Raw genomic sequence first — 23,018 nt, 5'->3', positions numbered from 1 at the left:
CTGTGCGAGTCCTCCGTCCGGGCTGCGAGGATGACCCTTGTGACAGGAACGCTGGTACTCGCAGGAACGCCCATCGGGGACATCGCGGACGCGCCGCCTCGGCTCGCGGCCGAGCTGGAGACCGCCGACATCGTCGCGGCCGAGGACACCCGGCGGCTGCGCGGCCTGACCAGGGCCCTCGGCGTGCACACCTCGGGCCGGGTCGTCTCCTACTTCGAGGGCAACGAGTCCGCCCGTACGCCCGAACTGGTCGAGGCGCTCGTCGGCGGCGCCCGGGTGCTCCTGGTCACCGACGCGGGCATGCCCTCCGTCTCCGACCCCGGCTACCGGCTCGTCGCCGCCGCCGTCGAGCAGGACATCAAGGTCACCGCCGTCCCCGGCCCCTCCGCCGTGCTCACCGCGCTCGCCCTGTCCGGGCTGCCCGTGGACCGCTTCTGCTTCGAGGGCTTCCTGCCGCGCAAGGCCGGCGAGCGGCTCGGCCGGCTCCGCGAGGTCGCCGACGAGCGCCGCACCCTCGTCTACTTCGAGGCCCCGCACCGCCTCGACGACACCCTCGCCGCGATGGCCGAGGTCTTCGGCGCCGACCGGCGCGCCGCCGTCTGCCGCGAACTGACCAAGACGTACGAGGAGATCAAGCGCGGCCCGCTCGGCGAACTCGCCGAGTGGGCGAAGGACGGTGTGCGGGGCGAGATCACCGTCGTCGTCGAGGGCGCCCCCGAGGCCGCCCCCGCCGAGCTGGACGCCGAGGAACTGGTGCGCAGGGTGCGGGTGCGCGAGGAGGCGGGGGAGCGGCGCAAGGAGGCCATCGCGGCGGTCGCCGCCGAGGCGGGCCTGCCCAAGCGCGAGGTCTTCGACGCCGTCGTCGCCGCGAAGAACGCCGAGCGCGGCTGAGCCGAGCCGGGCGGAAAGGAAAAAAGCGGGTCGGGCAATCCCCGGGAATTCCCTGAGAAGCTCAGGAATGGGTAAAGAGCTATCGTGAAAAGCAAAGCGAAACCCCGTGCGGCGGGCCTCCTGAGGGCCTGAGAGCAAGGGAAGGCCCAAGAGCCTTCCATTGTTCGACCGGCGCTGATGCGCTCCGGCCCGAAAAGGCGTCCACTGGTCGGTGGAGAGGAGCTGGCATGAGTGAGATCACCGGCACCGGCATACCCGTCGCCCACGAGGCGTACGCCTTCGCCTGCATGCGCTGCGGGTACGGCTGGGAGCAGGCGTACGACATCGAGCACCACGTCGACGCCGCCGGCCAGGAATTCATCGTCTACAAGGCCGGTGGTGAGCGGGTTCCCTCGCCGCTGTCCAGTCCGACCTGCATGAACTGCGGCGGGCACGTCGTCCGCATCATGCGCGCGGGTCAGGTTTCCTCGGTCCTGCACTCCTGGGAGCAGGCCTACCACCGCGACGCCGCCGGGACGCCCCGCGGCACGGCCGTCCCGGCCGGACCGATCGGCCTGGCGGGGCCGATCGGTCAGGACCTGGAGCGCGAGGAGACGACGACGGCCGTCGCCGCGTCGGCCCCCGCGGCTCCCACAGGGGACGTCCCCGGTCCCGTCCACATCGAGGAGGAGCGCCGACACTGGCGGTTCTCGGATCTGCTCCGCCCGTTCCGCGGCAAGTAGCGGCTCGGGTGCGCGGAGCCCGCTCCGGCGTACGTAGCCGGCTCCGGCACGGGAGCGGTTGCCGTCCGCCCGCCCGTAATCCTTCGCGGCCGAACTCATGGTCCTCGTACGATCGGGACCATGAGTTCGAAGGACGCCCCGCCGCCGCTGCCCGAGCCGCTTCCCCTCCCGGTGGCGGATTCCCACACGCATCTGGACATGCAGTCCGGCACCGTCGAGGAGGCCCTCACCAAGGCCGCCGCCGTCGGCGTCACCACGGTCGTCCAGGTCGGCTGCGACATCAAGGGCTCCCAGTGGGCCGCCGAGACCGCCGCCGCCCACGAGAACGTGCACGCGGCCGTCGCCCTGCACCCCAACGAGGCGCCCCGGATCGTCCTCGGCGACCCCGACGGCTGGTCCCGGCAGGGCGCCCGCGACGCCGGCGGGGACGCCGCCCTGGACGACGCGCTCGCCGAGATCGACCGGCTCGCCGCCCTGCCGTACGTCCGCGCCGTCGGCGAGACCGGGCTCGACTTCTTCCGCACCGGTCCCGAGGGCATCGCCGCCCAGGAGCGCTCCTTCCGCGCCCACATCGAGATCGCCAAGCGGCACGGCAAGGCGCTCGTGATCCACGACCGCGACGCCCACGCCGACGTCCTGCGGGTCCTGGACGAGGAGGGCGCGCCGGAGCGGACCGTCTTCCACTGCTACTCGGGCGACGCCGAGATGGCCGAGATCTGCGCCGCCAAGGGCTACTACATGTCCTTCGCCGGCAACATGACCTTCAAGAACGCGCAGCCGCTGCGCGACGCCCTCGCCGTCGCCCCGCTCGGCCTCGTCCTGGTCGAGACGGACGCCCCCTTCCTGACGCCCGCGCCGTACCGGGGGCGGCCGAACGCTCCGTACCTCATCCCGGTGACCGTCCGCGCGATGGCCGCCGTGCGCGGGATCACGGAGGAGGAGCTGTGCGAGGCGATCGCCGTGAACACGGCCCGCGCCTTCGATTACTGATGCATAACGGTTACGTGTTGTAGTCGGGTCGTTTTGGAGAGTGATCGCGGCCGGGGCTAGGGTCCCGGCCTCGTGAGCACTTCCCAGGGCAGTCACCGCTCCCCGCGGCGTTCCGCGCCCGCCCCCGCGCAGGCGCCCACGCCCGTGCCCGTGCCCCTCCACGAGCAGCTGACGCAGGCGGCGGTCCTCCTGCCGCCGCAGGGCCAGGACCGGACCCAGTCCCAGCCCCAGGGCTCCCGCGCCGAGGCCCGGCGGGCGGCCAGGCGCCGCAAGGCCAGGCCGGGCCCTGGCGAGAGCCTGCGGCGGATCGTCCCGCAGGCCCTGGTCGTCGCCTTCCTGGCCGGCGGCACCAGCGCCTTCGTCGCCAACGACAAGGCGATCCGGCTCTCCGTGGACGGCGTCCCGCGCACCCTGCACACCTTCGCCGACGACGTCGACGAGCTCCTCGCCGACGAGGGCCTCGCCGTCGGCTCCCACGACATCGTCGCCCCGGCCCCCGGCGCCGACCTGGCCAGCGGCGACGAGGTCGTCGTCCGCTACGGCCGCCCGGTCGCCCTCACCCTCGACGGGCAGCGCCGCCAGGTGTGGACGACGGCCAGGACCGTCGACGGCGCCCTGCGCCAGCTCGGGGTACGGGCCGAGGGCGCGTTCCTCTCCGTCTCCCGCTCCGCCCCCATCTCCCGGCGGGGGCTCACCCTCGACGTCCGGACGGAACGGACCGTCACCCTCCTCGCCGACGGCCGCGAGCGGACCCTGCGCACCAACGCCGCCACCGTCCGCGAGGCCGTCGCGGAGGCCGGGATCACGCTCTCCGGCCAGGACACCACCTCCGTGCCGCCCGGCTCCTTCCCGCGCGACGGCCAGACGATCACCGTCCTGCGGATCACCGGCAGCCAGGAGATCCGCGAGGAGCCGATCCCGTACGCCGTCGAGCGGACCCGCGACCCCGAGCTGTTCGCGGGCACCGAGGTCGTCGAACGGCAGGGCGCCCAGGGCGTGCGCCGCGTCACGTACGCGCTGCGGACCGTCAACGGCGTCCGGCAGAAGCCGCGGAGGACCGGCGAGGAGATCGTCCGGGAGCCCGTCACCCAGCTGGTGAAGGTCGGCACCCGGCCGCTGCCCACCTCCGTCGCGGGCGCGGACGGGCTCGACTGGGGCGCCCTCGCCGCCTGCGAGTCCGGCGGCCGGCCGAACGCGGTCGACCCCTCGGGGACGTACGGCGGGCTCTACCAGTTCGACCCCGGCACCTGGCGCTCGCTCGGCGGCAGCGGCGTCGCCCAGGACGCGACCGCGTCGGAGCAGACGTACCGGGCGAAGAAGCTGTACGTGAGCCGCGGCGCGAGTCCCTGGCCGCACTGCGGCCGCAGGCTGTACCGGTGAGCCGCCTCACTGCGGCAGCAGGCTGTACCGGTGCGCCGCCGCGACCTCGCTAGGCTGTAGCGGTGAGCACCACCACCGGCCCCGAAGGCCCCGACGCCCTCCTCGGCCCCGCCGACATCCGTGAACTGGCAGCAGCCCTTGGCGTACGCCCCACGAAGCAGAAGGGGCAGAACTTCGTCATCGACGCCAACACGGTCCGGCGGATCGTCCGCACGGCCGAGGTGCGCCCCGACGACGTGGTCGTCGAGGTGGGCCCCGGGCTCGGCTCGCTGACCCTGGCGCTGCTCGAAGCGGCGGACCGGGTGACGGCCGTCGAGATCGACGACATCCTGGCCGCCGCGCTGCCGTCGACGATCGCCGCCCGGCTGCCGGCGAAGCAGGACCGGTTCGCGCTGGTCCACTCCGACGCCATGGACGTCCAGGAGCTGCCCGGCCCGCCGCCCACGGCGCTGGTCGCGAACCTCCCGTACAACGTGGCGGTGCCGGTCCTGCTGCACATGCTGGACCGCTTCCCGACCATCGAGCGGACGCTCGTCATGGTCCAGGCGGAGGTCGCCGACCGGCTCGCGGCCAAGCCCGGCAACAAGGTGTACGGCGTGCCGTCGGTGAAGGCGAACTGGTACGCCGACGTGAAGCGGGCCGGCTCCATCGGCCGCAACGTCTTCTGGCCGGCGCCGAACGTCGACTCGGGCCTGGTCTCGCTGGTCCGCCGTACGGAACCGGTCGAGACGACCGCCTCGAAGGCGGAGGTCTTCGCCGTCGTGGACGCGGCCTTCGCGCAGCGCCGCAAGACCCTGCGCGCCGCCCTCGCCGGCTGGGCGGGCTCGCCCGCCGCGGCGGAGGAGGCGCTGGTGAAGGCGGGCGTCTCGCCGCAGGCGCGCGGCGAGTCGCTGACGGTCGAGGAGTTCGCGAGGATCGCGGAGGCGAAGGCATGAGCGGGTCCGGTACGGGGCCGGGCGCGGCCGCGCGGAGTGTGACCGTCCGGGTGCCCGCGAAGGTCAATGTGCAGCTCGCGGTCGGCGGGGCGCGGCCCGACGGCTTCCACGACCTGGCGAACGTCTTCCTCGCCGTCTCCCTCCACGACGAGGTGACGGCGACCCCCGCCGCCGAGCTGATGATCACCTGCGAGGGGCCCGACGCGGACAAGGTCCCGCTGGACCGCACCAACCTGGCCGCGCGCGCCGCCGAGCTGCTCGCCGCCCGGCACGGGATCTCCCCTGACGTCCACCTGCACATCGCCAAGGACATCCCGGTCGCCGGCGGCATGGCGGGCGGCAGCGCCGACGGCGCGGGCGCGCTGCTCGCGTGCGACGCGCTGTGGGGCCTGAACTCCTCGCGCGCCGAACTCCTGGAGATCTGCGCGGAGCTCGGCAGCGACGTGCCGTTCAGCCTCGTCGGCGGGGCGGCGCTCGGCGTCGGCCGCGGTGAGCGGCTGACCGAGCTGCCGGTCGGCGGCGGCTTCCACTGGGTCTTCGCCGTCGCCGACGGCGGCCTGTCGACCCCGGCGGTGTACGGCGAGTTCGACCGCCTCAACGAGGGCGTCGCCGTCCCCGAGCCGGTCGCCTCTCCCGCGCTCCTGGAGGCCCTGCGCACCGGTGACACGACCGCCCTGGCCGGCGCCCTGGCGAACGACCTCCAGCAGGCCGCGGTCTCCCTGCGTCCGTCCCTGACGGCCACCCTGGAGGCGGGTACGGCGGCCGGCGCCCTGGCCGCCCTGGTGTCGGGCTCGGGCCCGACGACCGCCTTCCTGGTGAAGGACGAGGAGGCGGCCCGCGCGGTCGCCGACGCGCTGATCGCCTCGGGCACCTGCCGCACGGCACGGGTGGCGACGTCCCCGGCCGTGGGAGCCGTCGTCCTCTGACCGGGCCTTATCCGATTGCCGTCGGTGTATCCGGTCGGATAGGAAGCTCGCATGCTGAGGGGAACCAAGGTCGGGCTCAGGGCCCGGCATGAAGAAGACGTCCCGATCCTGCGAGCCGAGCTCTACGACGACGTGGTCAACTCCGCGCGGGCCGAGAGCGGCCCGTGGCGGCCGGTCTCACCCGGCTCGAAGGACCCGCGGCTGGTGGTGGACGACACGGAGCAGGGGCACGTCCCGTTCTCCGTCGTGGAGTTGGAGGGCGGGACGCTCGTCGGCACCGCGACGCTGTGGGGCATCGACAACCACAACCGCTCCGCGCACATCGGCCTCGGCCTGCTGCCGGCGGCCCGCGGCAAGGGCTACGGCACCGATGTGGTCGCGGTGCTCTGCCACTACGGCTTCGTCGTGCGGGGCCTGCAACGGCTGGGGATCGAGACGCTCGCGGACAACGCGGCGATGCTCCGCTCCGCCGAGCGCAACGGCTTCGTGCGCGAGGGCGTCCTGCGTGCCTCGGCGTGGGTGATGGGCGAGTTCCTCGACGAGGTGCTTCTCGGGCTCCTCGCCGAGGAGTGGAAGCCGGACACTCCCTAGGTCGTCTCCAGTCATCGACTTCCAACGGACTTGTGGGTTCCGGGAGTTGATGTGGATACGCTCGCCTTCGGCGAAGGTCGGCGGGGGAGGCTGGGGTGCACGGTAGGGAACTGGCGCGTGCGGCGATCCGGTTACTGACGCAGGGCGCGCCCACCACCCGGGAGGGGGGCCGAGCGGCGGGCGAAGGTCCGTGTGCTGGTCGAGGACCGGCTCAGCCGCGGGAAGCTGGGCGCGGCCGCTCTGGAGCGGCTGTGGCACGAGCCGGGCGACGCGGCCGCCTCGATCGCCGCGGAGGTCCTGGCGGACGAGGTCGCCCGGGACGCCGCCTTCGCCGCCCTGCTGACGGACGTGGTCGGTGCGGGCGGGGACGCGGACGCCGTACCGCCCGGGTCGCCACCTCCAGGTCCCGTACCTCCGGGCCCCGTACCTCCGGGCCCCGTACCTCCGGTTCATCCCGTGCCTCCAGGCCCCGTGCCTCCCGGCGCTCGGGCGGTGCCCCCGCAGCCGCCCTTGCCGCCCGCGGCCGGGACGGCGCAGCCGTGGGCCGCGACGGCGCCGCCGGGCTCCCGGCCCCCGCTGCCCGACACCTACCGGCGCCGGACCTGGGTCATCCTGCTGCTCGGCCTGCCGCAGGCGATCGTCACGTACGTCGTCCTGTGAACGTACTCAGAGGCCGGTTGAGTATCCGCGCCCTGACGGGCCGTGGGGTGGGCGCGGGACCGTACGCCCATGGGAATCAGGGGAGTCGGAGACGCCACGGGCGTCAGCGCGCGGGAGCTCGCCGCCGCCACGCCTGCGACACGTGACCGGTACGTCGATCTGCTGCGGGTCGCCTCGCTCGGGGTCGTGGTCCTCGGGCACTGGCTGATCGCGGCGGTGACCTCCGACGGTTCGGCGGGCAACCTGCTCGCCGTCGTCCCCGAGCTGCAGATCGTCACCTGGGCGCTCCAGGTCATGCCGGTCTTCTTCTTCGTCGGCGGCTTCTCGCACGCCCTCGCGCACCGTTCCCGCCCCGCGTACGCCGCCTTCCTGCGCGCCCGGCTCCAGCGGCTGCTGCGGCCGACGATGGTGTTCGTCGCCGTCTGGGGCGCCGCCGCGCTGGTGATACAGCTGCTCGGGGCCGACGGAGGGCTGACCGGGGTCGCGCTGCGGCTCGTCACGCAGCCGCTGTGGTTCATCGGCATCTACCTCGCCATGGTGGCGTTCACCCCGCCGCTGGTGAAGCTGCACGAGCGGTGGGGCTGGGGCGCCTTCGGCGCGCTCGTCGGCGGGGCGGTGGCCGTGGACGTGCTCCGCTTCGCGTTCGACGTGCCCTTCGTGGAGTTCCTGAACTTCGCCTTCGTCTGGCTGGCGATCCACCAGCTCGGCTTCCTGCGCGCCGACGGCATGATCCGGCTCCCCGTCGTCCTCGCCGGCGCGGGGCTGCTCGCCGCCGCCGGGCTCGTCGCCCTCGGCCCCTACCCGCTCTCCATGGTCGGGATGCCCGGCGAGAAGGTCTCCAACATGGCCCCGCCGACCCTGGCCCTCCTCGCGCACGGCCTCTGGCTGGTCGGCGCCGTCGAGCTGCTGAAGGGCCCGGGCGCCCGGTTCGTCGCGCGCGCCGGGGTCTGGCACAAGGTCGTCGTCGCCAACGGGATCGCCATGACCGCCTTCCTGTGGCACCTGACCGCCATGCTCGGCGTGTACGGCGCCCTTCTCGCCCTCGACGTCACGCTGCCCGCGCCCGCGACCGGGGCCTGGTGGGCGCAGGTCCCGCTGCGGATCGCCGCCGCGGCCCTCCTCACGGGGCTGCTCGTCGCCGCCTTCCGCCGCTTCGAACGCCCACCGGCCCGACGGGCCGCGCCCACGGGCCCGACCTCGGCCGGCGGCCCCGTCGCCGCCCTCGGCATCACCCTGGCCCTCTTCGGCGTCCTCGGCCTGTCGATGGTCGGCTTCGGCGGGCTCCTGGAGGGCCGTTCGGCCACCCTGGTCGCCCTGCGGATCACCGCGCCCGCGGCGGTCGCGATGGCCCTCGCCGGCTGGCTCCTCGTGGAACGGGTGGGGCGAGGGGCGCGCCCCGCCGAGTGAGGGTCGGGTGAGGGAGTGGGCGGAGCCGTTGACGAGGGCCCGGTCGGCTGTGCCTACCCTGGTGCCTTTGGCGTCGCGGAGGGCGCGGCGCGGTACGACGGATCGGAGCGGTACGGGTGACGGGGGCGAACGGCGCGGAGCTGGTCGGCGAGGTGCTCGGCGGGCGGTACCGCGTGACCGCGACGATCGGGCGCGGTGGCATGGGCGTGGTCGCCCGGGCGGTGGACCTGGTCCTGAACCGCGAGGTCGCGGTCAAGGTCGTGCGGGCCTTCACCGACGCCTCCCCCGCCGAACTGGCCGACCTCCGGGTCCGGATGGAGCGGGAGGCGCAGGCCGCCGCCCGGATCCGGCACAGCGGTGTGGTCACCGTCCACGACGTGGTCGAGGAGCGGGGGCTGCCCGTCATCGTCATGGAGCTGGTCGACGGGCCCTCCCTCGACGACGTCCTCGCGGAGCGCGGCCCGCTGGACCCGCGCGAGGCGGCCGCGATCGGCGCCCGGCTGATGGACGCGCTCGACGCGGCCCACCGGGCCGGGGTCCTGCACCGGGACGTGAAGCCGGGGAACGTGCTCCTGGAGCGCGGGGGCCGAGTCGTGCTCACCGACTTCGGCATCGCCAGCATGGACACCTCCGGCGACGAGGCCCTGGCCAAGCTGACCCAGAGCGGTCAGATCGTCGGCTCCCTCGACTACCTGCCGCCCGAGCGCGCCCAGGGCCAGGAGCCGGGGGCCGCCTCGGACATCTGGGCGCTCGGCATGACGCTGTACGCGGCCGTGGAGGGCGCCTCCGCGTTCCGCCGCACCTCGGTCTGGTCCACGCTGGCGGCCATCGTCAACGAGCCCCTGCCGGAGCCCCTGCGGGCCGGGCCCCTCGGCCCCGTGCTCCGGGCGCTCATGGCGAAGGACCCGCGGCAGCGGCCCGACGCGGCACGCGCCCGCGAGCTGCTTGAAGCGGTCGCCACGGGCGGGACGCCGGACAGCGCGACGACGAACCTCGCACCCGGGCCCGTACCCGCACCCGCACCCGTACCGGCTCAGACCCCGGCCCCCGCACCCGTACCCGTACAGGCCCCGCCCGGTGCCTTCGGCCCCGGCGCCGAACCGTTCCAGCAGCAGTACCCCCACCCGCACCCGGCCCCGCAGCAGTACCCGCACCCGGCTGCCCCCGTACCCGGCGCCCCGCAGCCCGCCGCCCCGCCCGCGAGCCGCTCCGAGAGCCGCACCGAGACCGTCCGCGCCCGGCGCCGCCGCAGCCGGACCGTCCTCGCGGCCGCGGTCGCCACCGTCCTCGTGGGCGGCGGCGTCGCCTACGCGCTCATGAACACGGGCGACGAACCGGGCGGCGGCGGCTCGCACGCGGCGCCGCCCGCGGCGAGCGGGCCGTCCGACGGCGACATGTCCGGCACCGGCGGCGCGGGTGCCGACGAGCCGACCTCCCCGGGCGACCTGACCTCCATGGACCCCGGCGAGACCCGGTCCGCCACCCCCACCCGGCCGACTCCCACCCCCACGCGGCCCGACGACAAGCCGTCCGCGAGCCCCTCCGCGAAGCCGTCCACGTCCGCGCGGCCCACGCCCACCTCCACGGCCACGGAGCCCACCCCGGTCTCCACGGCGTGCACCGGCTGGAGCTACGCCAACCGCAGCGACGGCTACGGCTACCTGTCGCAGAACTCGCACCTCTACACCGGGCCGTACGCGGACTGCGGCTGGGTGTCCCCGGTCAAGGACGGCGTGAAGATCTACTACCACTGCTACGTCACCAACGCCCACGGCAACAAGTGGATCCACGCCCGGATCCAGGGCACGGAGACCGAGGGCTGGGTGTTCGCCGACAAGACCACCGGGGGAAGCGGCAACCTCAACCGCTGCTAGGCGGCCCTGGGCCCTGCCTGGGCGGGGAGGAACGCCGGACGCCGTCCCCGCGGCCCGGCGTCTACCCTTGGACCTCGATCCATTCCCCGCTACAGGAGTCAAAGTGGCCGTCAACCTGGTCAATGTCGAGGCTGTCAGCAAGGTGTACGGCACCCGTGCCCTGCTCGACGGCGTCTCGCTCGGCGTCTCCGAGGGCGAGCGGATCGGCGTCGTGGGCCGCAACGGCGACGGCAAGACCACCCTCATCCGGATGCTCGCCAAGCTGGAGGAGGCCGACACCGGCCGCGTCACGCACAGCGGCGGGCTGCGGCTCGGGGTGCTCACGCAGCACGACTCGCTCGACCCGGCCGCCACCATCCGGCACGAGGTCATCGGCGTCATGGCCGACCACGAGTGGGCCGGCAGCGCGAAGATCCGCGACGTGCTCACCGGGCTCTTCGGCGGGCTCGACCTGCCCGGCTTCGAGAAGGGCCTCGACACCGTCATCGGCCCGCTCTCCGGTGGTGAGCGCCGCCGGATCGCGCTCGCCAAGCTCCTCATCGAGGACCAGGACCTGCTCATCCTGGACGAGCCCACCAACCACCTCGACGTCGAGGGCATCGCCTGGCTCGCCAAGCACCTCCAGACGCGCCGCTCCGCGCTCGTCTGCGTCACCCACGACCGCTGGTTCCTCGACCAGGTCTGCACCCGCATGTGGGACGTGCAGCGCGGTGACGTCCACGAGTACGAGGGCGGCTACTCCGACTACGTCTTCGCCCGCGCCGAGCGCGAGCGAAGGGCGGCGACCGAGGAGACCAAGCGGCAGAACCTGATGCGCAAGGAGCTGGCCTGGCTGCGGCGCGGCGCCCCCGCCCGTACGTCCAAGCCGCGCTACCGCATCGAGGCCGCCAACGAGCTGATCGCCGACGTGCCGCCGCCGCGCGACACCTCCGAGCTGATGAAGTTCGCCAACGCCCGGCTCGGCAAGACGGTCTTCGACCTGGAGAACGTCACCGTCACCGCGGGACCCAAGACGCTGCTCAAGCACCTCACCTGGCAGCTCGGCCCCGGCGACCGCATCGGCCTGGTCGGCGTCAACGGCGCCGGCAAGACCTCCCTCCTGCGGGTGCTCGCGGACGCCGCCGCCAGCCAGGGCGAGAAGCAGCCCGCCGACGGGAAGGTCGTCGTCGGCAAGACCGTACGGCTGGCCTACCTCTCCCAGGACGTCACCGAACTCCCCGGCACGCTGCGGGTCCTGGAGGCCGTCCAGCAGATCCGCGACCGGGTCGACCTCGGCAAGGGCCGTGAGATGTCCGCCGGTCAGCTCTGCGAGCAGTTCGGCTTCTCGAAGGAGAAGCAGTGGACGCCGGTCGCCGACCTCTCCGGCGGTGAGCGCCGCCGCCTCCAGCTGCTGCGCCTGCTGATGGACGAGCCGAACGTCCTCTTCCTCGACGAGCCCACCAACGACCTGGACATCGAGACCCTGACCCAGCTGGAGGACCTCCTCGACGGCTGGCCGGGCTCCATGGTCGTCATCTCCCACGACCGGTTCTTCATCGAGCGCACCACCGACCGCACGTTCGCGCTGCTCGGCGACCAGACGCTGCGGATGCTGCCGCGCGGCATCGACGAGTACCTGGAGCGGCGCCAGAGGATGATCGAGGCGTCGGTCCCCGCCGCCGCCCCCGCGGCCGCGCCCGCGCAGGCGAAGCCGGGCCTCTCGGCGGCCGACGCGCGCGCCGCGAAGAAGGAGCTGCAGAAGGTCGAGCGGCAGCTGGACAAGGTCTCCGAGAAGGAGGCGAAGCTGCACGCCCGGATCGCCGAGAACGCGACGGATTTCGAGCTCGTCGCGAAGCTCGACGCGGAGCTCCGGGAACTCGCGGGGGAGCGGGAGGAGTTGGAGATGCGGTGGCTGGAGTTGGCGGAGGACGCGTGAGGATGCGTAGAGAAGCCGTGCGAAACGCGTAACGAGGGCATCACGGGCCGGTCCTCCCTTGGGAACAAGGGGTGGACCGGTCGCTTTTGCGTCATCTGGTGAGTGGTAGAAAGAAAACCCGCTCACACCAAGGGGGAACGCGCTGATGACCCAGCCGCCCAGCAACCAGCCGCCGGGCTTCGGCGCACCGAACCCGGACCCGGCTCAGAACCCGCCGCAGACACCGGCGCCGAACCCGCCGCAGGGCATGCCGCCGGTGCCTCCGATGCCGCCGCAGGCCCCGGCCGCGCCGCCGGTCCCGCCGCAGGCTCCCCAGCCGCCGCAGGCCGCCGCGCAGACGCCGCCGCCCGCCGCGCCCGGCCCGTACAACCAGCCGCCGCAGCCCGGTTACGGCTACCCGCAGCAGCAGGCACCGCAGCCCGGTTACGGGTACCCGCAACAGCCGGGTCCGTACGGGCAGCAGCCCGGTCCGTACGGCCAGCAGCCGAACCCGTACGGCGGCGGTGGCTACCCCACCCAGCCCATGGCGCCCGCGCCCGGCGGCAAGAACCCGTTCAAGGGCAAGCCGGCCGTCGTCATCGGCGCGGCCGTGGCCGCCGCGCTCGTCATCGGCCTCGGCTCCTGGTTCGCGCTCAGCGGCGACGACGAGGAGAAGCCGGTCGCCAAGCCGCCTGCCACCAGCGGCACCCCGAAGCCGTCCGAGTCCGTCGACCAGGGCGACGGCAACGGTGACGGCGACGGCCGCAACGCCGAGGACGACCTCAACGCCGGTCGCCAGCAGGGCGAGGCGAAGATCGACTGGCTGCTGAAGAACAACGTCGACCTGCCCCGCAACGGCGCCGACGTCTTCGGCCCGTGGGTGGCGGGCGACGTCGTCGCCAAGGCGATGTACAAGGGCGTCAGCGGCTTCGGCCTCGCCGACGGCGCGCCCAAGTGGAACCTGGACACGCCCTTCGAGGTCTGCGCCGCCGCTCCCGAGCCCTCCGCCGACGGCCTCCTCGTCATCGCCATCAACGACAAGGCGGGCGACCGCGCCGACTGCAACGTCCTTCAGCAGATCGACCTGAAGACGGGCAAGGCGGGCTGGAAGAAGTCGCTCGACAAGGGCACCGGCTTCAGCTCGTTCTCCGACATCACCCTCGCCATCAGCGGCTCCACGGTGACGGCGGCCGGCATGAACCACTCCTGGGGCTTCTCGCTCGCCGACGGCAAGCAGCTCTTCGGCAAGCCGGCCGACGGCCAGTGCCAGCCGTACGCCTTCGCGGGCGGCTCCAAGCTGATCGCTGCCGCGGCCTGCCGCACCGGTGACGTCAACAAGCCGCAGGAGCAGGTCAGCGAGGTCGACCCGCTGACCGGCAAGCCGAAGTGGACCTTCAAGCTCAAGCCCACCTGGGAGGTCGACAAGGTCTACTCGGTGGACCCGCTGGTCGTCTCCGCCCAGCAGCGCGACGAGAAGAAGTGGACCGTCTTCGCGGTCACCGCGGACGGCAAGCTCCGTTCGCAGATCCAGGGCGGCACCGACAAGTACGCCCCCGACTGCGGCGGCGGCGCGTTCGTCGTCTTCGGCCGCAACCTCCAGGGCTGCAACGGTGTGACCGCCGACGCCAACACCTTCTACATGGCGACGGACTCGGAGTACCGCCAGGCCAACGCCGTCGTCGCGTTCGACCTGAACACCGGCAAGCAGAAGTGGCGCGCCGCCGCCCCCGCCGAGCGCACGATCACCCCGCTGCGCATGGAGGGTTCGGAGGTCGTGGTCTACATGAAGGCGCTGTACGACAAGGGCGGCGCCGTCGCGACCATCGCCCCGACCGGCGGCTCGCCGAAGATCCTGCAGCAGCACCCGCTCTCGACCGCCGAGATCGAGGACGACTACTACAGCCCGGCCTACCTCTACTCCGGCGGCCACTTCATCGTGGCGGCGGGGCGCGTCAGCGCCCAGAACGACGCGGAGGAGAAGGAGACCAAGACGATGATGTCCTTCAGCAAGTGACGCCGGTCCGTCACCGATGACCCCACCGCAGCAGCCGGGCGAGCGCCCCACGACCGCCGTGCACACGGCGGTCGTGGCGGCGCTTGTCGCCGTCGGCACGGCCGACGCCCGCATGACTTCCGAGGTATCCACACCATGACGCAGCCACCTCCGCCGCCGCCCAACCAGCCCCCGACCCCGCCGTCCGGCGGTTTCGGCGCGCCCCAGGACCCGCCGCCCGGTGGTTTCGGCGCGCCCACGCCGCCGCCGAACCAGCCGCCCGGCCAGGCCCCCGGCCAGCCCGCGTACGGCTACCCCCAGCAGCCGCCGACGCAGCCCCAGTACGGCTACCCGCAGCAGCCTCCGCAGCAGCCCGGGCAGCCCCCGTACGGGTACCCGCAGCAGCCGCCGACGCAGCCGCAGCAGCCGTACGGCTATCCGACGCAGCCGCAGCAGCCCTACGGCTACCCGCAGCAGCACCAGCCGTCCACGGTCGTGGCTCCCGGCGCAGGTGGCGGCAAGAAGCTGTCCACGCAGATGCAGATCATCATCGCCGCGGTCGTCGCCGTCGTCCTCATCGTCGGCGGCGGGGTCTGGTACGCCGGCTCCGGCGGCGGCGAGGAGAACAACAACGCGGGCGGCACGACCGGCGCGACCGGCGGCCAGAACAAGGGCGACAGCGCGGGCCTCGGCGGCAACGGCAAGGAGAAGGTGCCCGCCGACACCAAGTCCTCGCTCTCGTTCCAGCTTCCGCAGCCCAAGGTCGACGACACCACGGACGTCAGCGGCTCCTGGATCACCGACAAGGCGTACGTGAAGACGGACGTCAACGCGATCATCGGCCGCGACCTCGACAAGGGCACCCCGATCTGGACCCTGGCCCTGCCCGGTCAGGTCTGCGGCACCTCGCGGCACACCACCGCGGACAACAAGACCGCGATCCTCTTCGAGGCGACCAAGCGGGTCGGGCCGAAGTTCTACCAGCCGTGCACCGAGGTCGGCGTCGTCGACCTGAACGCCGGGAAGCTGGTCTGGACCGCCTCCGTCACCGGCGGCAACGCGGGTGACGACAAGGCGCGGTTCAGCGAGGTCACCCTCAGCGGGACGACCGTCGCGGCCGGCGGCACCGACGGCGGCGCCGCCTTCGACCTGGCCAACGGCAACCCGCGCTGGAAGCCCAAGGCCAACGCGGAGAGCTGCTACGACATGGGCTACGGCGGCGGCGAGGGTCTCGTCGCGGCGCGCAAGTGCGGCTCGTACGGCAGCCAGTACGTCGTCATCCAGAACCTGAACCCGATCACCGGCGCGCCGATCTCCCAGTTCAAGATGCCCACGGGCGTCGAGTACGCGGCGATCGTCTCCACCAAGCCGCTCGTGGTCGCGGCCGACGTCGGCGACACCGCCGGTGACGGCAGCGGCATCTCGGACTTCTTCTCCATCGACGAGAAGACCGGCAAGCTGAAGGTCAAGATCGCGGCGGACGCCGACCGGTTCGCGGCCAAGTGCCGTTCCACCGAGGTCGAGACCTGCAGCAAGGTCGTCGTCGGCAACGGCCGGCTCTACCTGCCGACCGAGGAGCGCGAGGGCAGCACCGGGGAGTACGGCGACGAGACCAACGAGATCCTCGCCTTCGACCTGACCACGGGCAAGCAGATCGTCCAGAAGGCGGACGCGGGCGACCGGTGGACGATGGTCCCGCTGCGCATGGACGGCGGCAACCTGCTGGCGTACAAGATGCCGCCGTACGACAAGGGTGGGCAGATCGTCTCCATCGACGGCGGCACGATGAAGCCGACCGTGCTGATGGAGAACCCGTCCGACAAGACGGTCCGCGACGCGGAGGGCACCTTCTCCGGCGACTACGCCGAGATCCTGTACGCCAACGGCCGGATGTTCATCTCGGACGTCATGATCAGCAAGCCGAGCGGGTCGAGCAGCTACAAGGAGTACCTGGCGCTGGGCTTCTCCACCAACTGAGCCCCGGCACCTGAGCCCTGGCCCTGAGCCCCGGCTCTGGCCCCGGCTCGCAATCGCACAGCCCGGCGCGTCGATTCACTCGGCGCGCCGGGCTGTTTGCGTGGGCCCCCGGCGGGCGAGGTATTCGAAGTCCGGGGGGACGAACGTGTAGTTTGCCGGGTCATCGGAGTGACTGGGGCCGGGGGACGGCCCCAGGGGGGATCTAAGGGGTTGCTCGATGGGCGTGCGGCTCATGGTGGTCGACGACCACCGTCTGCTCGCCGAGGCGCTCGCCTCGGCACTGAAACTGCGTGGGCACCGGGTGCTCGCGGCGGCGGCCCCGGTGGCGGGCGCGGCGGACCTGGTGGTGAGCCGGGCACCCGAGGTGTGCCTGCTCGGCACGGCCGCCCCGGCCGAGCCGGGGGCCTTCGACCCGATCGTGCGGATCAAGCGCGAGCGGCCGCAGGTGGCCGTGGTCGTGCTCGGCCCGGTGCCGTCGCCGCGCGGGATCGCGGCGGCCTTCGCGGCCGGCGCGTCGGGGTACGTACGGCACGACGAGCGCATCGAGGGCGTGGAGCGGGCGCTGGTCAAGGCGCGGGCGGGGGAGTCGGCGGTGGCGCCGCAGCTCCTCCAGGGGGCGTTCACGGAGCTGCTCAACCCGTCGGCGCAGCCCGACGACGAGGGGCAGCGGCTGCTGCGGATGCTGACGCCGCGTGAGGTGGAGGTCCTGGTCCGCGTGGCGGAGGGCGAGGACACCCGGCTGATCGCGGCGGGCATGGGGATCGCGCCGAGCACGGCGCGGACGCATGTGCAGCGGGTGTTGATGAAGCTGGGCGTGGGCTCCCGCCTGGAGGCGGCGGCCCTGGCGGCCCGCACCGGCCTCCTGGACCGCGCCCCGGTACCGGGGGCGCGGACCGAGGCTCCTTAGGGCCTGTCCGGCGGATCATGACCGCGCCGCGCGGCGCGTCACCACGCCCCTCAGCGGGTCGTCGCGCACTCGCGCCTCACCACGCGGAAGCGCCACCCGCCCGGCGGGGGCGGGTGGCGCTTCGTACGCGGGGAGGTTCCGGGGTGTGGTCAGACCCGCTGCCAGAGCGCCGGCACGTTCGGCGGTTCCCAGCCGGTCTGCGCCTGGTGGCCCTGGAGGCAGCGGTAGGTGGCACCGCCGTACGTGACCGTGGCACCGGCCGCGTACACCTTGCCCGCGGCCCACGTGCCGCCCGGCTCCGGCTCGCCCGGGCCGGGGCCCGGGTCGGTCCCGGTTGTCCTGAGCGTCAGACCGTAGGTCTGCAGCAGCGGGTTGAGCGGCTGGAAGAAGGTGGTGCCGCCGCTGGAGCAGTTGCCGGAGCCGCCGGAGGTCACGCCCTGGGCCTGGCTGCCGGATATGTACGAGCCGCCCGAGTCGCCCGGCTCGGCGCACACGGTCGTGCGGGTCACGCCGCTGATCGTGCCCTCCGGGTAGGTCACGCTCGTGTTGTGCTGCTGGATTGTGCCGCAGTGCCAGCCGGTGGTCGACCCGGAGCGGCACACGGAGGAGCCGACCGGCTGCAGAACCGAGCCGGTGACCTGCGTGTTCGCGCCGCCCGCGCCCTTCACGTACGGGGTGGACGTCCAGTTGGTGTTGGCCGCCACCCAGGCCATGTCGGTGCCGGGGAAGGTCGAGCCCTGGAACGTGCCCTGAGCCACCTGGTTGTAGCCGCTGGTGCTCGTGCCGACCCGCCCGCAGTGACCCGCCGTCGCGAAGCCCTGCGTGGTGCCCCGGGTCACGGCGAAGCCGACCGAGCAGCGGCCGCCGCCGCCCATGTAGTACGCGTCGCCGCCCCGGATGTCGTACAGCGGACGCGGTGCCTCGGCCGCCCGCACCGCCCGTACGAGCTCACGCGGCACTCCCGTGGCCTCGGTGAGCCGTGCGGCCGCGCCGGCGCGGGTCTCCTCGACGACGAGCACGTTGGCCCGCACGTCCACGTACCGGACCGGCGTCTCGGCCCCGGCCGACCGGTCGAGGGACGCCTTCGCCCTTTCCAGGGCGGCCAGTTCGTGGCGGACGAGCCGGGCCGTGGCGCCCGTCGCCCGGATGGCCGCCAGGGCGTCGGTGCGGGTGGTCGCGACGGTCAGTGAGCCGGACTCGGCACCCGCGACCCAGGCCCCGGCGAAGGAGGCGCCGAGCCGGTCGCGGAGCCGGGCGGCGGCGGTCCCCGCCTCGGCCTCGTTGACGAGCCGCCGCTCGGCCTGGGCGCGGGTGAGGCCCAGGTCGCGGCCCATCGCCGCGAGCAGCTCGGGCTGTGCCTCGGCCGCTCCAAGGGTCTCGGCGGCACTCCGTACGGGCGGCGCGGTACCGGGGGAGGGCTGGGCGGCGGTGGCGGAACCGGCCTGAAGTCCGGCCAGGACAAGCCCGGCCGCGGCCAGCGCGGTACACGCCGCACGGGCGTGTCGTCGGAGCATGGGTCGTCTCCTCGGTTCTCGGTGGGGGATCTGCCGAGAACCGTAGGGACGCCCGCGGTGCGCGGGGAGCTGTCGGTCGGCCCCTCCCCTCGCGGTATGGCCGCCTGAGGGGCGTGCCCTTCAGGCGGTCGCCGTCGTGTGGCTCGCGCTGCCGGTCAGGGCCTCCGCGTGGGCGTCGCGGGCATGGGCCAGGACGGCGGAGGCGCGGCGTGCCGCCCGGCCCTCGGGGTGCCAGCCGAGGAGGTGACGCCAGATCAGCGGGGTCCCGGCGAGCGGCCGGGTCACGATGCCGGGGGTGGCGGGGAAGGTCGCCCGGCACAGGCCCGCCGCCCGGCCGACCTGGACCAGGTGGACGCAGGACGCGGTGTCGGTCTCGTAGACCCGGGCCGGGGTGAACCCGGCCCGCACGCACGCGGCGGCGAAGCAGTCGCCGAAGCAGCCGTCGCCCGGTACGTCCGTCCAGTCCTCGGCGGCCAGCTCGGCCAGCTCCACCTGCGGCCGGGAGGCGAGCGGGTGGCCGGCCGTGAGCATCACGTGCACCGGGTCGCGGGCCACCTCCGTCCACGCGAGGCGCCCAGCCTCGGGCGGCGGGCTCTCGCCGCAGGCGCCGACGAGCGCGAAGTCGAGGCGTCCTGCCACCACCGCGCCGGCGATCTCCCGTTCCGACCACGAGGTCCACGTGCTGACCTGGGCCTCCGGCTCGGTCTGCGCGAGCCGGTCGACGAGCCCGCCGAGCAGCGGTCCGTGGGTTCCGCCGAGCCGGTAGCCGGCGGCGCCTTCCCGGGCGAACCGGACGGCCTCCTCCTGGAGTTCGCAGACGGCCGGGAGGACCACCCGGGCCCGTTCGAGGACCAGGTCGCCCAGGGCCGTGGCGCGCACCCCGTCCCGGCCGCGCTCGAACAGGCAGCCGCCCAGGGCGCGTTCGATCCGCTTGAGCTGGGCGCTCAGGGCGGGCTGCGCCAGTCCGAGAGCGGTGGCCGCGCGGGTGAGGCTGCCGGCCTCGGCGATGGCCCGGACCGTCTTCAGGTGCCGCAACTCCAAGTCCATACGGTCAGCTTGAGGCCCTGTGTGTGACAGGTCCAGACCAAGGAAGGCGTCGGGGGTTCGGGGATTGACTGCCGATGTTGGATTATGGTTCTTTGTGTGAGGTTCTGATTGGTTCCCTCTTGAGGACATCGCCGTGAAGAAGACCGTCACCACCCTCGCCGACGGCCGCGAGCTCATCTACTACGACGCGCGGGACGACGCCGTCCGGGACGCCGTCGACTCCCGGCCGCTCGACCCCGTCTCCTCCGCCTCCGAGATCCGCCACGACGTGCTCCTCGGCGACCGGGTCGCCGTGGCCTCGCACCGGCAGGGCCGGACCTACCACCCGCCGGCCGACGCCTGTCCGCTCTGCCCCTCCCGGGACGGGCGTCCGACGGAGATCCCGGCCCCCGACTACGAGGTCGCCGTCTTCGAGAACCGCTTCCCCTCGCTCTCCGGGGAGAACGGCCGGTGCGAGGTCGTCTGCTTCACCTCCGACCACGAGGCCTCCTTCGCCGACCTCACCCCCGAACGCGCCGCGCTCGTCCTCGCGGCCTGGACCGACCGCACCGCCGAACTCGCCGCCCGGCCCGGCGTCGAGCAGGTCTACTGCTTCGAGAACCGGGGCGCCGAGATCGGCGTCACCCTCGGCCACCCGCACGGCCAGATCTACGCCTTCCCGTACGTGACCCCTCGTACGGACCTGATGCGGCGCCGGGCCGCCGAGCACCGGGCCGCCACGGGGCGCAATCTCTTCGACGACGTCGTCGCCCGCGAGCGGGACGACAAGGCCCGCGTGGTCCTGGAGAACGAGCACTGGATCGCCTTCGTCCCGTACGCCGCGCACTGGCCGTACGAGGTGCACCTGTACCCCGCCCGCCGGGTGCCTGACCTGACGGCGCTCGACGAGGCGGCCCGCACAGCCTTCCCACAGACGTATCTGGAACTCTTGAGGCGCTTCGACCGGACCTTCGGACCCGGCGAGCCGCCCACGCCGTACATCGCCGCCTGGCACCAGGCGCCGGTCAACGACGCGGACCGCGCGGAGTTCGGGCTGCACCTGGAGCTTTTCACCGTCAGACGGGCTCCCGGCAGACTGAAGTACCTCGCGGGCACCGAGTCCGGCATGGGCGCGTTCATGAACGACGTACCGCCGGAGACGGCGGCCGCACGACTCCGAGAGGTGGCAACCCCATGAGGTACCTGGTGACAGGCGGCGCGGGCTACGTGGGGAGCACCGTCGCCCGCCATCTGATCGAGGCCGGCCACGCGGTGACCGTCCTCGACGACCTCTCCACCGGCTTCGCCGCGGGAGTCCCGGACGGCGTCGAGTTCGTCGAGGGCCGCATCCAGGACGCCGCGCGGTGGCTGGACGGCTCCTACGACGGCGTGCTGCACTTCGCGGCCTTCTCCCAGGTCGGCGAGTCGGTCGCCAAGCCGGAGAAGTACTGGGAGAACAACGTCGGCGGCACGATGGCGCTGCTCGCCGCGATGCGCACGGCGGGCGTCCGCAGGCTCGTCTTCTCCTCCACGGCCGCCACCTACGGCGAGCCCGCCTCCGTCCCGATCACCGAGGCCGCGCCGACCGCCCCGACGAGCCCGTACGGGGCGTCCAAGCTGGCCGTCGACCACATGATCGGCGGCGAGTGCGCCGCCCACGGCCTGGCCGCGGTCTCGCTGCGCTACTTCAACGTGGCCGGCGCCTACGGCGGCTGCGGCGAGCGCCACGACCCCGAGTCGCACCTCATCCCGCTCGTCCTCGACGTCGCCCTGGGCCGCCGCGAGGCGATCAACGTCTACGGCGACGACTACCCGACCCCGGACGGCACCTGCGTCCGCGACTACATCCACGTCGCCGACCTCGCCGAGGCCCACCTCCTCGCCCTGGACGCCATGACCCCGGGCGACCACCTGATCTGCAACCTCGGCAACGGCAACGGCTTCTCCGTGCGCGAGGTCGTCGACACCGTCCGCAAGGTGACCGGGCACCCGGTCCCCGAGGTCATGGCCGCGCGCCGCCCCGGCGACCCCGCGGTGCTCGTCGCCTCGGCCGAGACCGCCCGGGAGCGGCTCGGCTGGATTCCGTCCCGCCCGGACCTGGCGGACATCGTGCGGGACGCCTGGGCGTTCGCGAGGGAGAGGGAGCGGGAGCGCGGATGAGCGTGACGGGAGAGGCTGCGCGCAGAGACGTCACCGGCGCGTTCGAGGCGCTGTACGGGACGGCGCCCCAGGGCGTCTGGGCCGCCCCCGGGCGGGTCAACCTGATCGGCGAGTACACCGACTTCAACGACGGCTTCGTGATGCCGCTGGCCCTGCCGCACACGGCCGTCGCCGCCGTCTCCCGGCGCGACGACGGGCTGTTGCGGCTCCACTCCGCCGACGTCGAGGGCGGCGTCGTCCTGGACGTGGCCGCCCTCGCGCCGCTCCGGGGCGACCTCGGCTGGGCCGCCTACCCGGCCGGGGTCGTCTGGGCGCTGCGCGCGGCCGGGCACCCGGTCACCGGGGCGGACATCCACCTCGCCTCCACCGTGCCGACCGGCGCGGGCCTGTCGTCCTCCGCCGCCCTGGAGGTCGTCTGCGCGCTCGCCCTGAACGACCTCTTCGGCCTCGGGCTCTCCCGCCCCGAACTCGCCGTCCTCGCCCAGCGCGCGGAGAACGCCTTCGTCGGCGTCCCGTGCGGGGTGATGGACCAGATGGCGTCCGCGTGCGCGATCGAGGGCCACGCGCTCTTCCTGGACACCCGTGACCTCTCGTACCGGCAGGTGCCCTTCGACCTGGCCGCGCAGGGGCTGCGGCTCCTCGTCGTGGACACCCGGGTGAAGCACGCCCTCGGGGACGGCGCGTACGCGGAGCGGCGCGCCGGGTGCGAGGCGGGTGCGCGGGCGCTCGGCGTGCGCTCCCTGCGTGAAGTCCCGTACGTGCAACTGCCCGAATCCCTCGCGCGTTTGAGCGAGGAATCGGTTCGTCGCTATGTCCGGCACGTGGTTTCGGACAACCACCGGGTCGAGCGGACGATCGCCCTCCTCGACGCCGTTGACGCGGCCGCCGTCGGACCCGTGCTCACCGAGGGCCACGCCTCGCTCCGGGACGATCTGCGGGTCTCCTGCGCCGAGTTGGACCTCGTCGTCGAGGCGGCGAACGCGGCCGGCGCGCTCGGCGCGCGCATGACCGGCGGCGGCTTCGGCGGCTCCGCGATCGTCCTCGTGACCGAGGAGCGGGCCGAGTCCGTGGCCGCCGCGGTCGAGAAGGCCTTCGCCGGGGCCGGGTTCGCCGCGCCGGGCATCTTCCCCGCGGTGCCGTCCGCCGGAGCGCGTCGCGTGTGAGCGCACCC

General features: G+C 73.5%; 19 protein-coding genes. 17 read left to right on the top strand and 2 right to left on the bottom strand.

Going from position 1 to position 23,018, the window contains the following annotated elements; all coding sequences use genetic code 11:
* Positions 1–30: 30 nt before the first annotated feature.
* From rsmI to ACF09C_RS34385, 14 genes are all read left to right on the top strand, one after another.
* Positions 31–891: a 16S rRNA (cytidine(1402)-2'-O)-methyltransferase gene (gene rsmI / locus ACF09C_RS34450; protein WP_392097228.1), complete on the top strand. Its 861-nt coding sequence runs from the start codon at positions 31–33 to the stop codon at positions 889–891.
* A gap of 227 nt (positions 892–1,118) precedes the next feature.
* Positions 1,119–1,613: a hypothetical protein gene (locus ACF09C_RS34445; protein WP_392097227.1), complete on the top strand. Its 495-nt coding sequence runs from the start codon at positions 1,119–1,121 to the stop codon at positions 1,611–1,613.
* A gap of 120 nt (positions 1,614–1,733) precedes the next feature.
* Positions 1,734–2,603, top strand: a complete 870-nt coding sequence (locus tag ACF09C_RS34440; protein ID WP_362422902.1) for a TatD family hydrolase — start codon at positions 1,734–1,736, stop codon at positions 2,601–2,603.
* A gap of 72 nt (positions 2,604–2,675) precedes the next feature.
* Positions 2,676–3,983, top strand: coding sequence for a ubiquitin-like domain-containing protein (locus ACF09C_RS34435; protein ID WP_392097225.1), 1,308 nt, complete (start codon positions 2,676–2,678; stop codon positions 3,981–3,983).
* Positions 3,984–4,045: 62 nt separating this feature from the next.
* Positions 4,046–4,918, top strand: a complete 873-nt coding sequence (rsmA, locus tag ACF09C_RS34430; protein ID WP_392097223.1) for a 16S rRNA (adenine(1518)-N(6)/adenine(1519)-N(6))-dimethyltransferase RsmA — start codon at positions 4,046–4,048, stop codon at positions 4,916–4,918.
* A complete protein-coding gene (locus tag ACF09C_RS34425; RefSeq protein ID WP_392097221.1) occupies positions 4,915–5,844 on the top strand; it encodes a 4-(cytidine 5'-diphospho)-2-C-methyl-D-erythritol kinase in 930 nt (309 codons plus the stop codon). The genes rsmA and ACF09C_RS34425 overlap by 4 nt, the downstream gene beginning before the upstream one ends.
* Positions 5,845–5,895: 51 nt before the next feature.
* Positions 5,896–6,435, top strand: coding sequence for a GNAT family N-acetyltransferase (locus ACF09C_RS34420; RefSeq protein WP_392097220.1), 540 nt, complete (start codon positions 5,896–5,898; stop codon positions 6,433–6,435).
* A 192-nt stretch (positions 6,436–6,627) separates the two neighbouring features.
* Positions 6,628–7,095, top strand: coding sequence for a hypothetical protein (locus ACF09C_RS34415; RefSeq protein WP_392097219.1), 468 nt, complete (start codon positions 6,628–6,630; stop codon positions 7,093–7,095).
* A 69-nt stretch (positions 7,096–7,164) separates the two neighbouring features.
* Complete coding sequence (locus ACF09C_RS34410; RefSeq protein ID WP_392097217.1) at positions 7,165–8,502, top strand: acyltransferase; 1,338 nt, start codon at positions 7,165–7,167, stop codon at positions 8,500–8,502.
* Between the two features lie 116 nt (positions 8,503–8,618).
* Positions 8,619–10,376, top strand: a complete 1,758-nt coding sequence (locus ACF09C_RS34405) for a protein kinase (RefSeq protein WP_392097216.1) — start codon at positions 8,619–8,621, stop codon at positions 10,374–10,376.
* 103 nt (positions 10,377–10,479) lie between these two features.
* Positions 10,480–12,291, top strand: coding sequence for an ABC-F family ATP-binding cassette domain-containing protein (locus ACF09C_RS34400; protein ID WP_392097214.1), 1,812 nt, complete (start codon positions 10,480–10,482; stop codon positions 12,289–12,291).
* Positions 12,292–12,436: 145 nt separating this feature from the next.
* A complete protein-coding gene (locus ACF09C_RS34395; RefSeq protein ID WP_392097212.1) occupies positions 12,437–14,284 on the top strand; it encodes a PQQ-binding-like beta-propeller repeat protein in 1,848 nt (615 codons plus the stop codon).
* A gap of 135 nt (positions 14,285–14,419) precedes the next feature.
* On the top strand, positions 14,420–16,240 hold the full coding sequence (locus ACF09C_RS34390) for a PQQ-binding-like beta-propeller repeat protein (protein WP_392097210.1): 1,821 nt from the start codon (positions 14,420–14,422) through the stop codon (positions 16,238–16,240).
* Between the two features lie 217 nt (positions 16,241–16,457).
* On the top strand, positions 16,458–17,147 hold the full coding sequence (locus tag ACF09C_RS34385) for a LuxR C-terminal-related transcriptional regulator (protein ID WP_392097209.1): 690 nt from the start codon (positions 16,458–16,460) through the stop codon (positions 17,145–17,147).
* 149 nt (positions 17,148–17,296) lie between these two features.
* On the opposite strand, the gene ACF09C_RS34380 is transcribed toward ACF09C_RS34385, so the two are convergent.
* Positions 17,297–18,661, bottom strand: a complete 1,365-nt coding sequence (locus ACF09C_RS34380) for a carbohydrate-binding protein (protein ID WP_392097207.1) — start codon at positions 18,659–18,661, stop codon at positions 17,297–17,299.
* 120 nt (positions 18,662–18,781) lie between these two features.
* Positions 18,782–19,708: a LysR family transcriptional regulator gene (locus tag ACF09C_RS34375; protein ID WP_392097206.1), complete on the bottom strand. Its 927-nt coding sequence runs from the start codon at positions 19,706–19,708 to the stop codon at positions 18,782–18,784.
* Between the two features lie 133 nt (positions 19,709–19,841).
* Here ACF09C_RS34375 and galT point away from each other — a divergent pair, with 133 nt between their 5' ends.
* From galT to galK, 3 genes are read left to right on the top strand one after another with little or no spacing between them, the layout of a single operon-like run.
* Positions 19,842–20,885 (top strand): galactose-1-phosphate uridylyltransferase, encoded by a 1,044-nt coding sequence (galT, locus tag ACF09C_RS34370; RefSeq protein WP_392097205.1) that lies wholly within the window; start codon positions 19,842–19,844, stop codon positions 20,883–20,885.
* Entirely contained in the window at positions 20,882–21,847 is a 966-nt protein-coding gene (galE, locus tag ACF09C_RS34365) for a UDP-glucose 4-epimerase GalE (protein WP_392097203.1), read from the top strand. Before galT ends, galE begins: the two co-directional genes overlap by 4 nt.
* Positions 21,844–23,010: a galactokinase gene (gene galK / locus ACF09C_RS34360; RefSeq protein WP_392097202.1), complete on the top strand. Its 1,167-nt coding sequence runs from the start codon at positions 21,844–21,846 to the stop codon at positions 23,008–23,010. The genes galE and galK overlap by 4 nt, the downstream gene beginning before the upstream one ends.
* The last annotated feature ends 8 nt before the right edge of the window (positions 23,011–23,018 follow it).

The sequence above is a fragment of the Streptomyces sp. NPDC014870 genome (assembly GCF_043081505.1).
In the GTDB taxonomy this organism is placed as follows: domain Bacteria; phylum Actinomycetota; class Actinomycetes; order Streptomycetales; family Streptomycetaceae; genus Streptomyces.
This window is presented reverse-complemented; position numbering and strand designations above follow the sequence as displayed.

What these genes read in the sequence shown, in the direction of transcription:
- rsmI (WP_392097228.1), top strand. Translation starts at nt 31, where the DNA reads ATGACCCTTGTGACAGGAACGCTGGTACTCGCAGGAACGCCCATCGGG.
- ACF09C_RS34445 (WP_392097227.1), top strand. Translation starts at nt 1,119, where the DNA reads ATGAGTGAGATCACCGGCACCGGCATACCCGTCGCCCACGAGGCGTAC.
- ACF09C_RS34440 (WP_362422902.1), top strand. Translation starts at nt 1,734, where the DNA reads ATGAGTTCGAAGGACGCCCCGCCGCCGCTGCCCGAGCCGCTTCCCCTC.
- ACF09C_RS34425 (WP_392097221.1), top strand. Translation starts at nt 4,915, where the DNA reads ATGAGCGGGTCCGGTACGGGGCCGGGCGCGGCCGCGCGGAGTGTGACC.
- ACF09C_RS34420 (WP_392097220.1), top strand. Translation starts at nt 5,896, where the DNA reads ATGCTGAGGGGAACCAAGGTCGGGCTCAGGGCCCGGCATGAAGAAGAC.
- ACF09C_RS34410 (WP_392097217.1), top strand. Translation starts at nt 7,165, where the DNA reads ATGGGAATCAGGGGAGTCGGAGACGCCACGGGCGTCAGCGCGCGGGAG.
- ACF09C_RS34395 (WP_392097212.1), top strand. Translation starts at nt 12,437, where the DNA reads ATGACCCAGCCGCCCAGCAACCAGCCGCCGGGCTTCGGCGCACCGAAC.
- ACF09C_RS34390 (WP_392097210.1), top strand. Translation starts at nt 14,420, where the DNA reads ATGACGCAGCCACCTCCGCCGCCGCCCAACCAGCCCCCGACCCCGCCG.
- ACF09C_RS34385 (WP_392097209.1), top strand. Translation starts at nt 16,458, where the DNA reads ATGGGCGTGCGGCTCATGGTGGTCGACGACCACCGTCTGCTCGCCGAG.
- ACF09C_RS34380 (WP_392097207.1), bottom strand. Translation starts at nt 18,661, where the DNA reads ATGCTCCGACGACACGCCCGTGCGGCGTGTACCGCGCTGGCCGCGGCC.
- ACF09C_RS34375 (WP_392097206.1), bottom strand. Translation starts at nt 19,708, where the DNA reads ATGGACTTGGAGTTGCGGCACCTGAAGACGGTCCGGGCCATCGCCGAG.
- galE (WP_392097203.1), top strand. Translation starts at nt 20,882, where the DNA reads ATGAGGTACCTGGTGACAGGCGGCGCGGGCTACGTGGGGAGCACCGTC.
- galK (WP_392097202.1), top strand. Translation starts at nt 21,844, where the DNA reads ATGAGCGTGACGGGAGAGGCTGCGCGCAGAGACGTCACCGGCGCGTTC.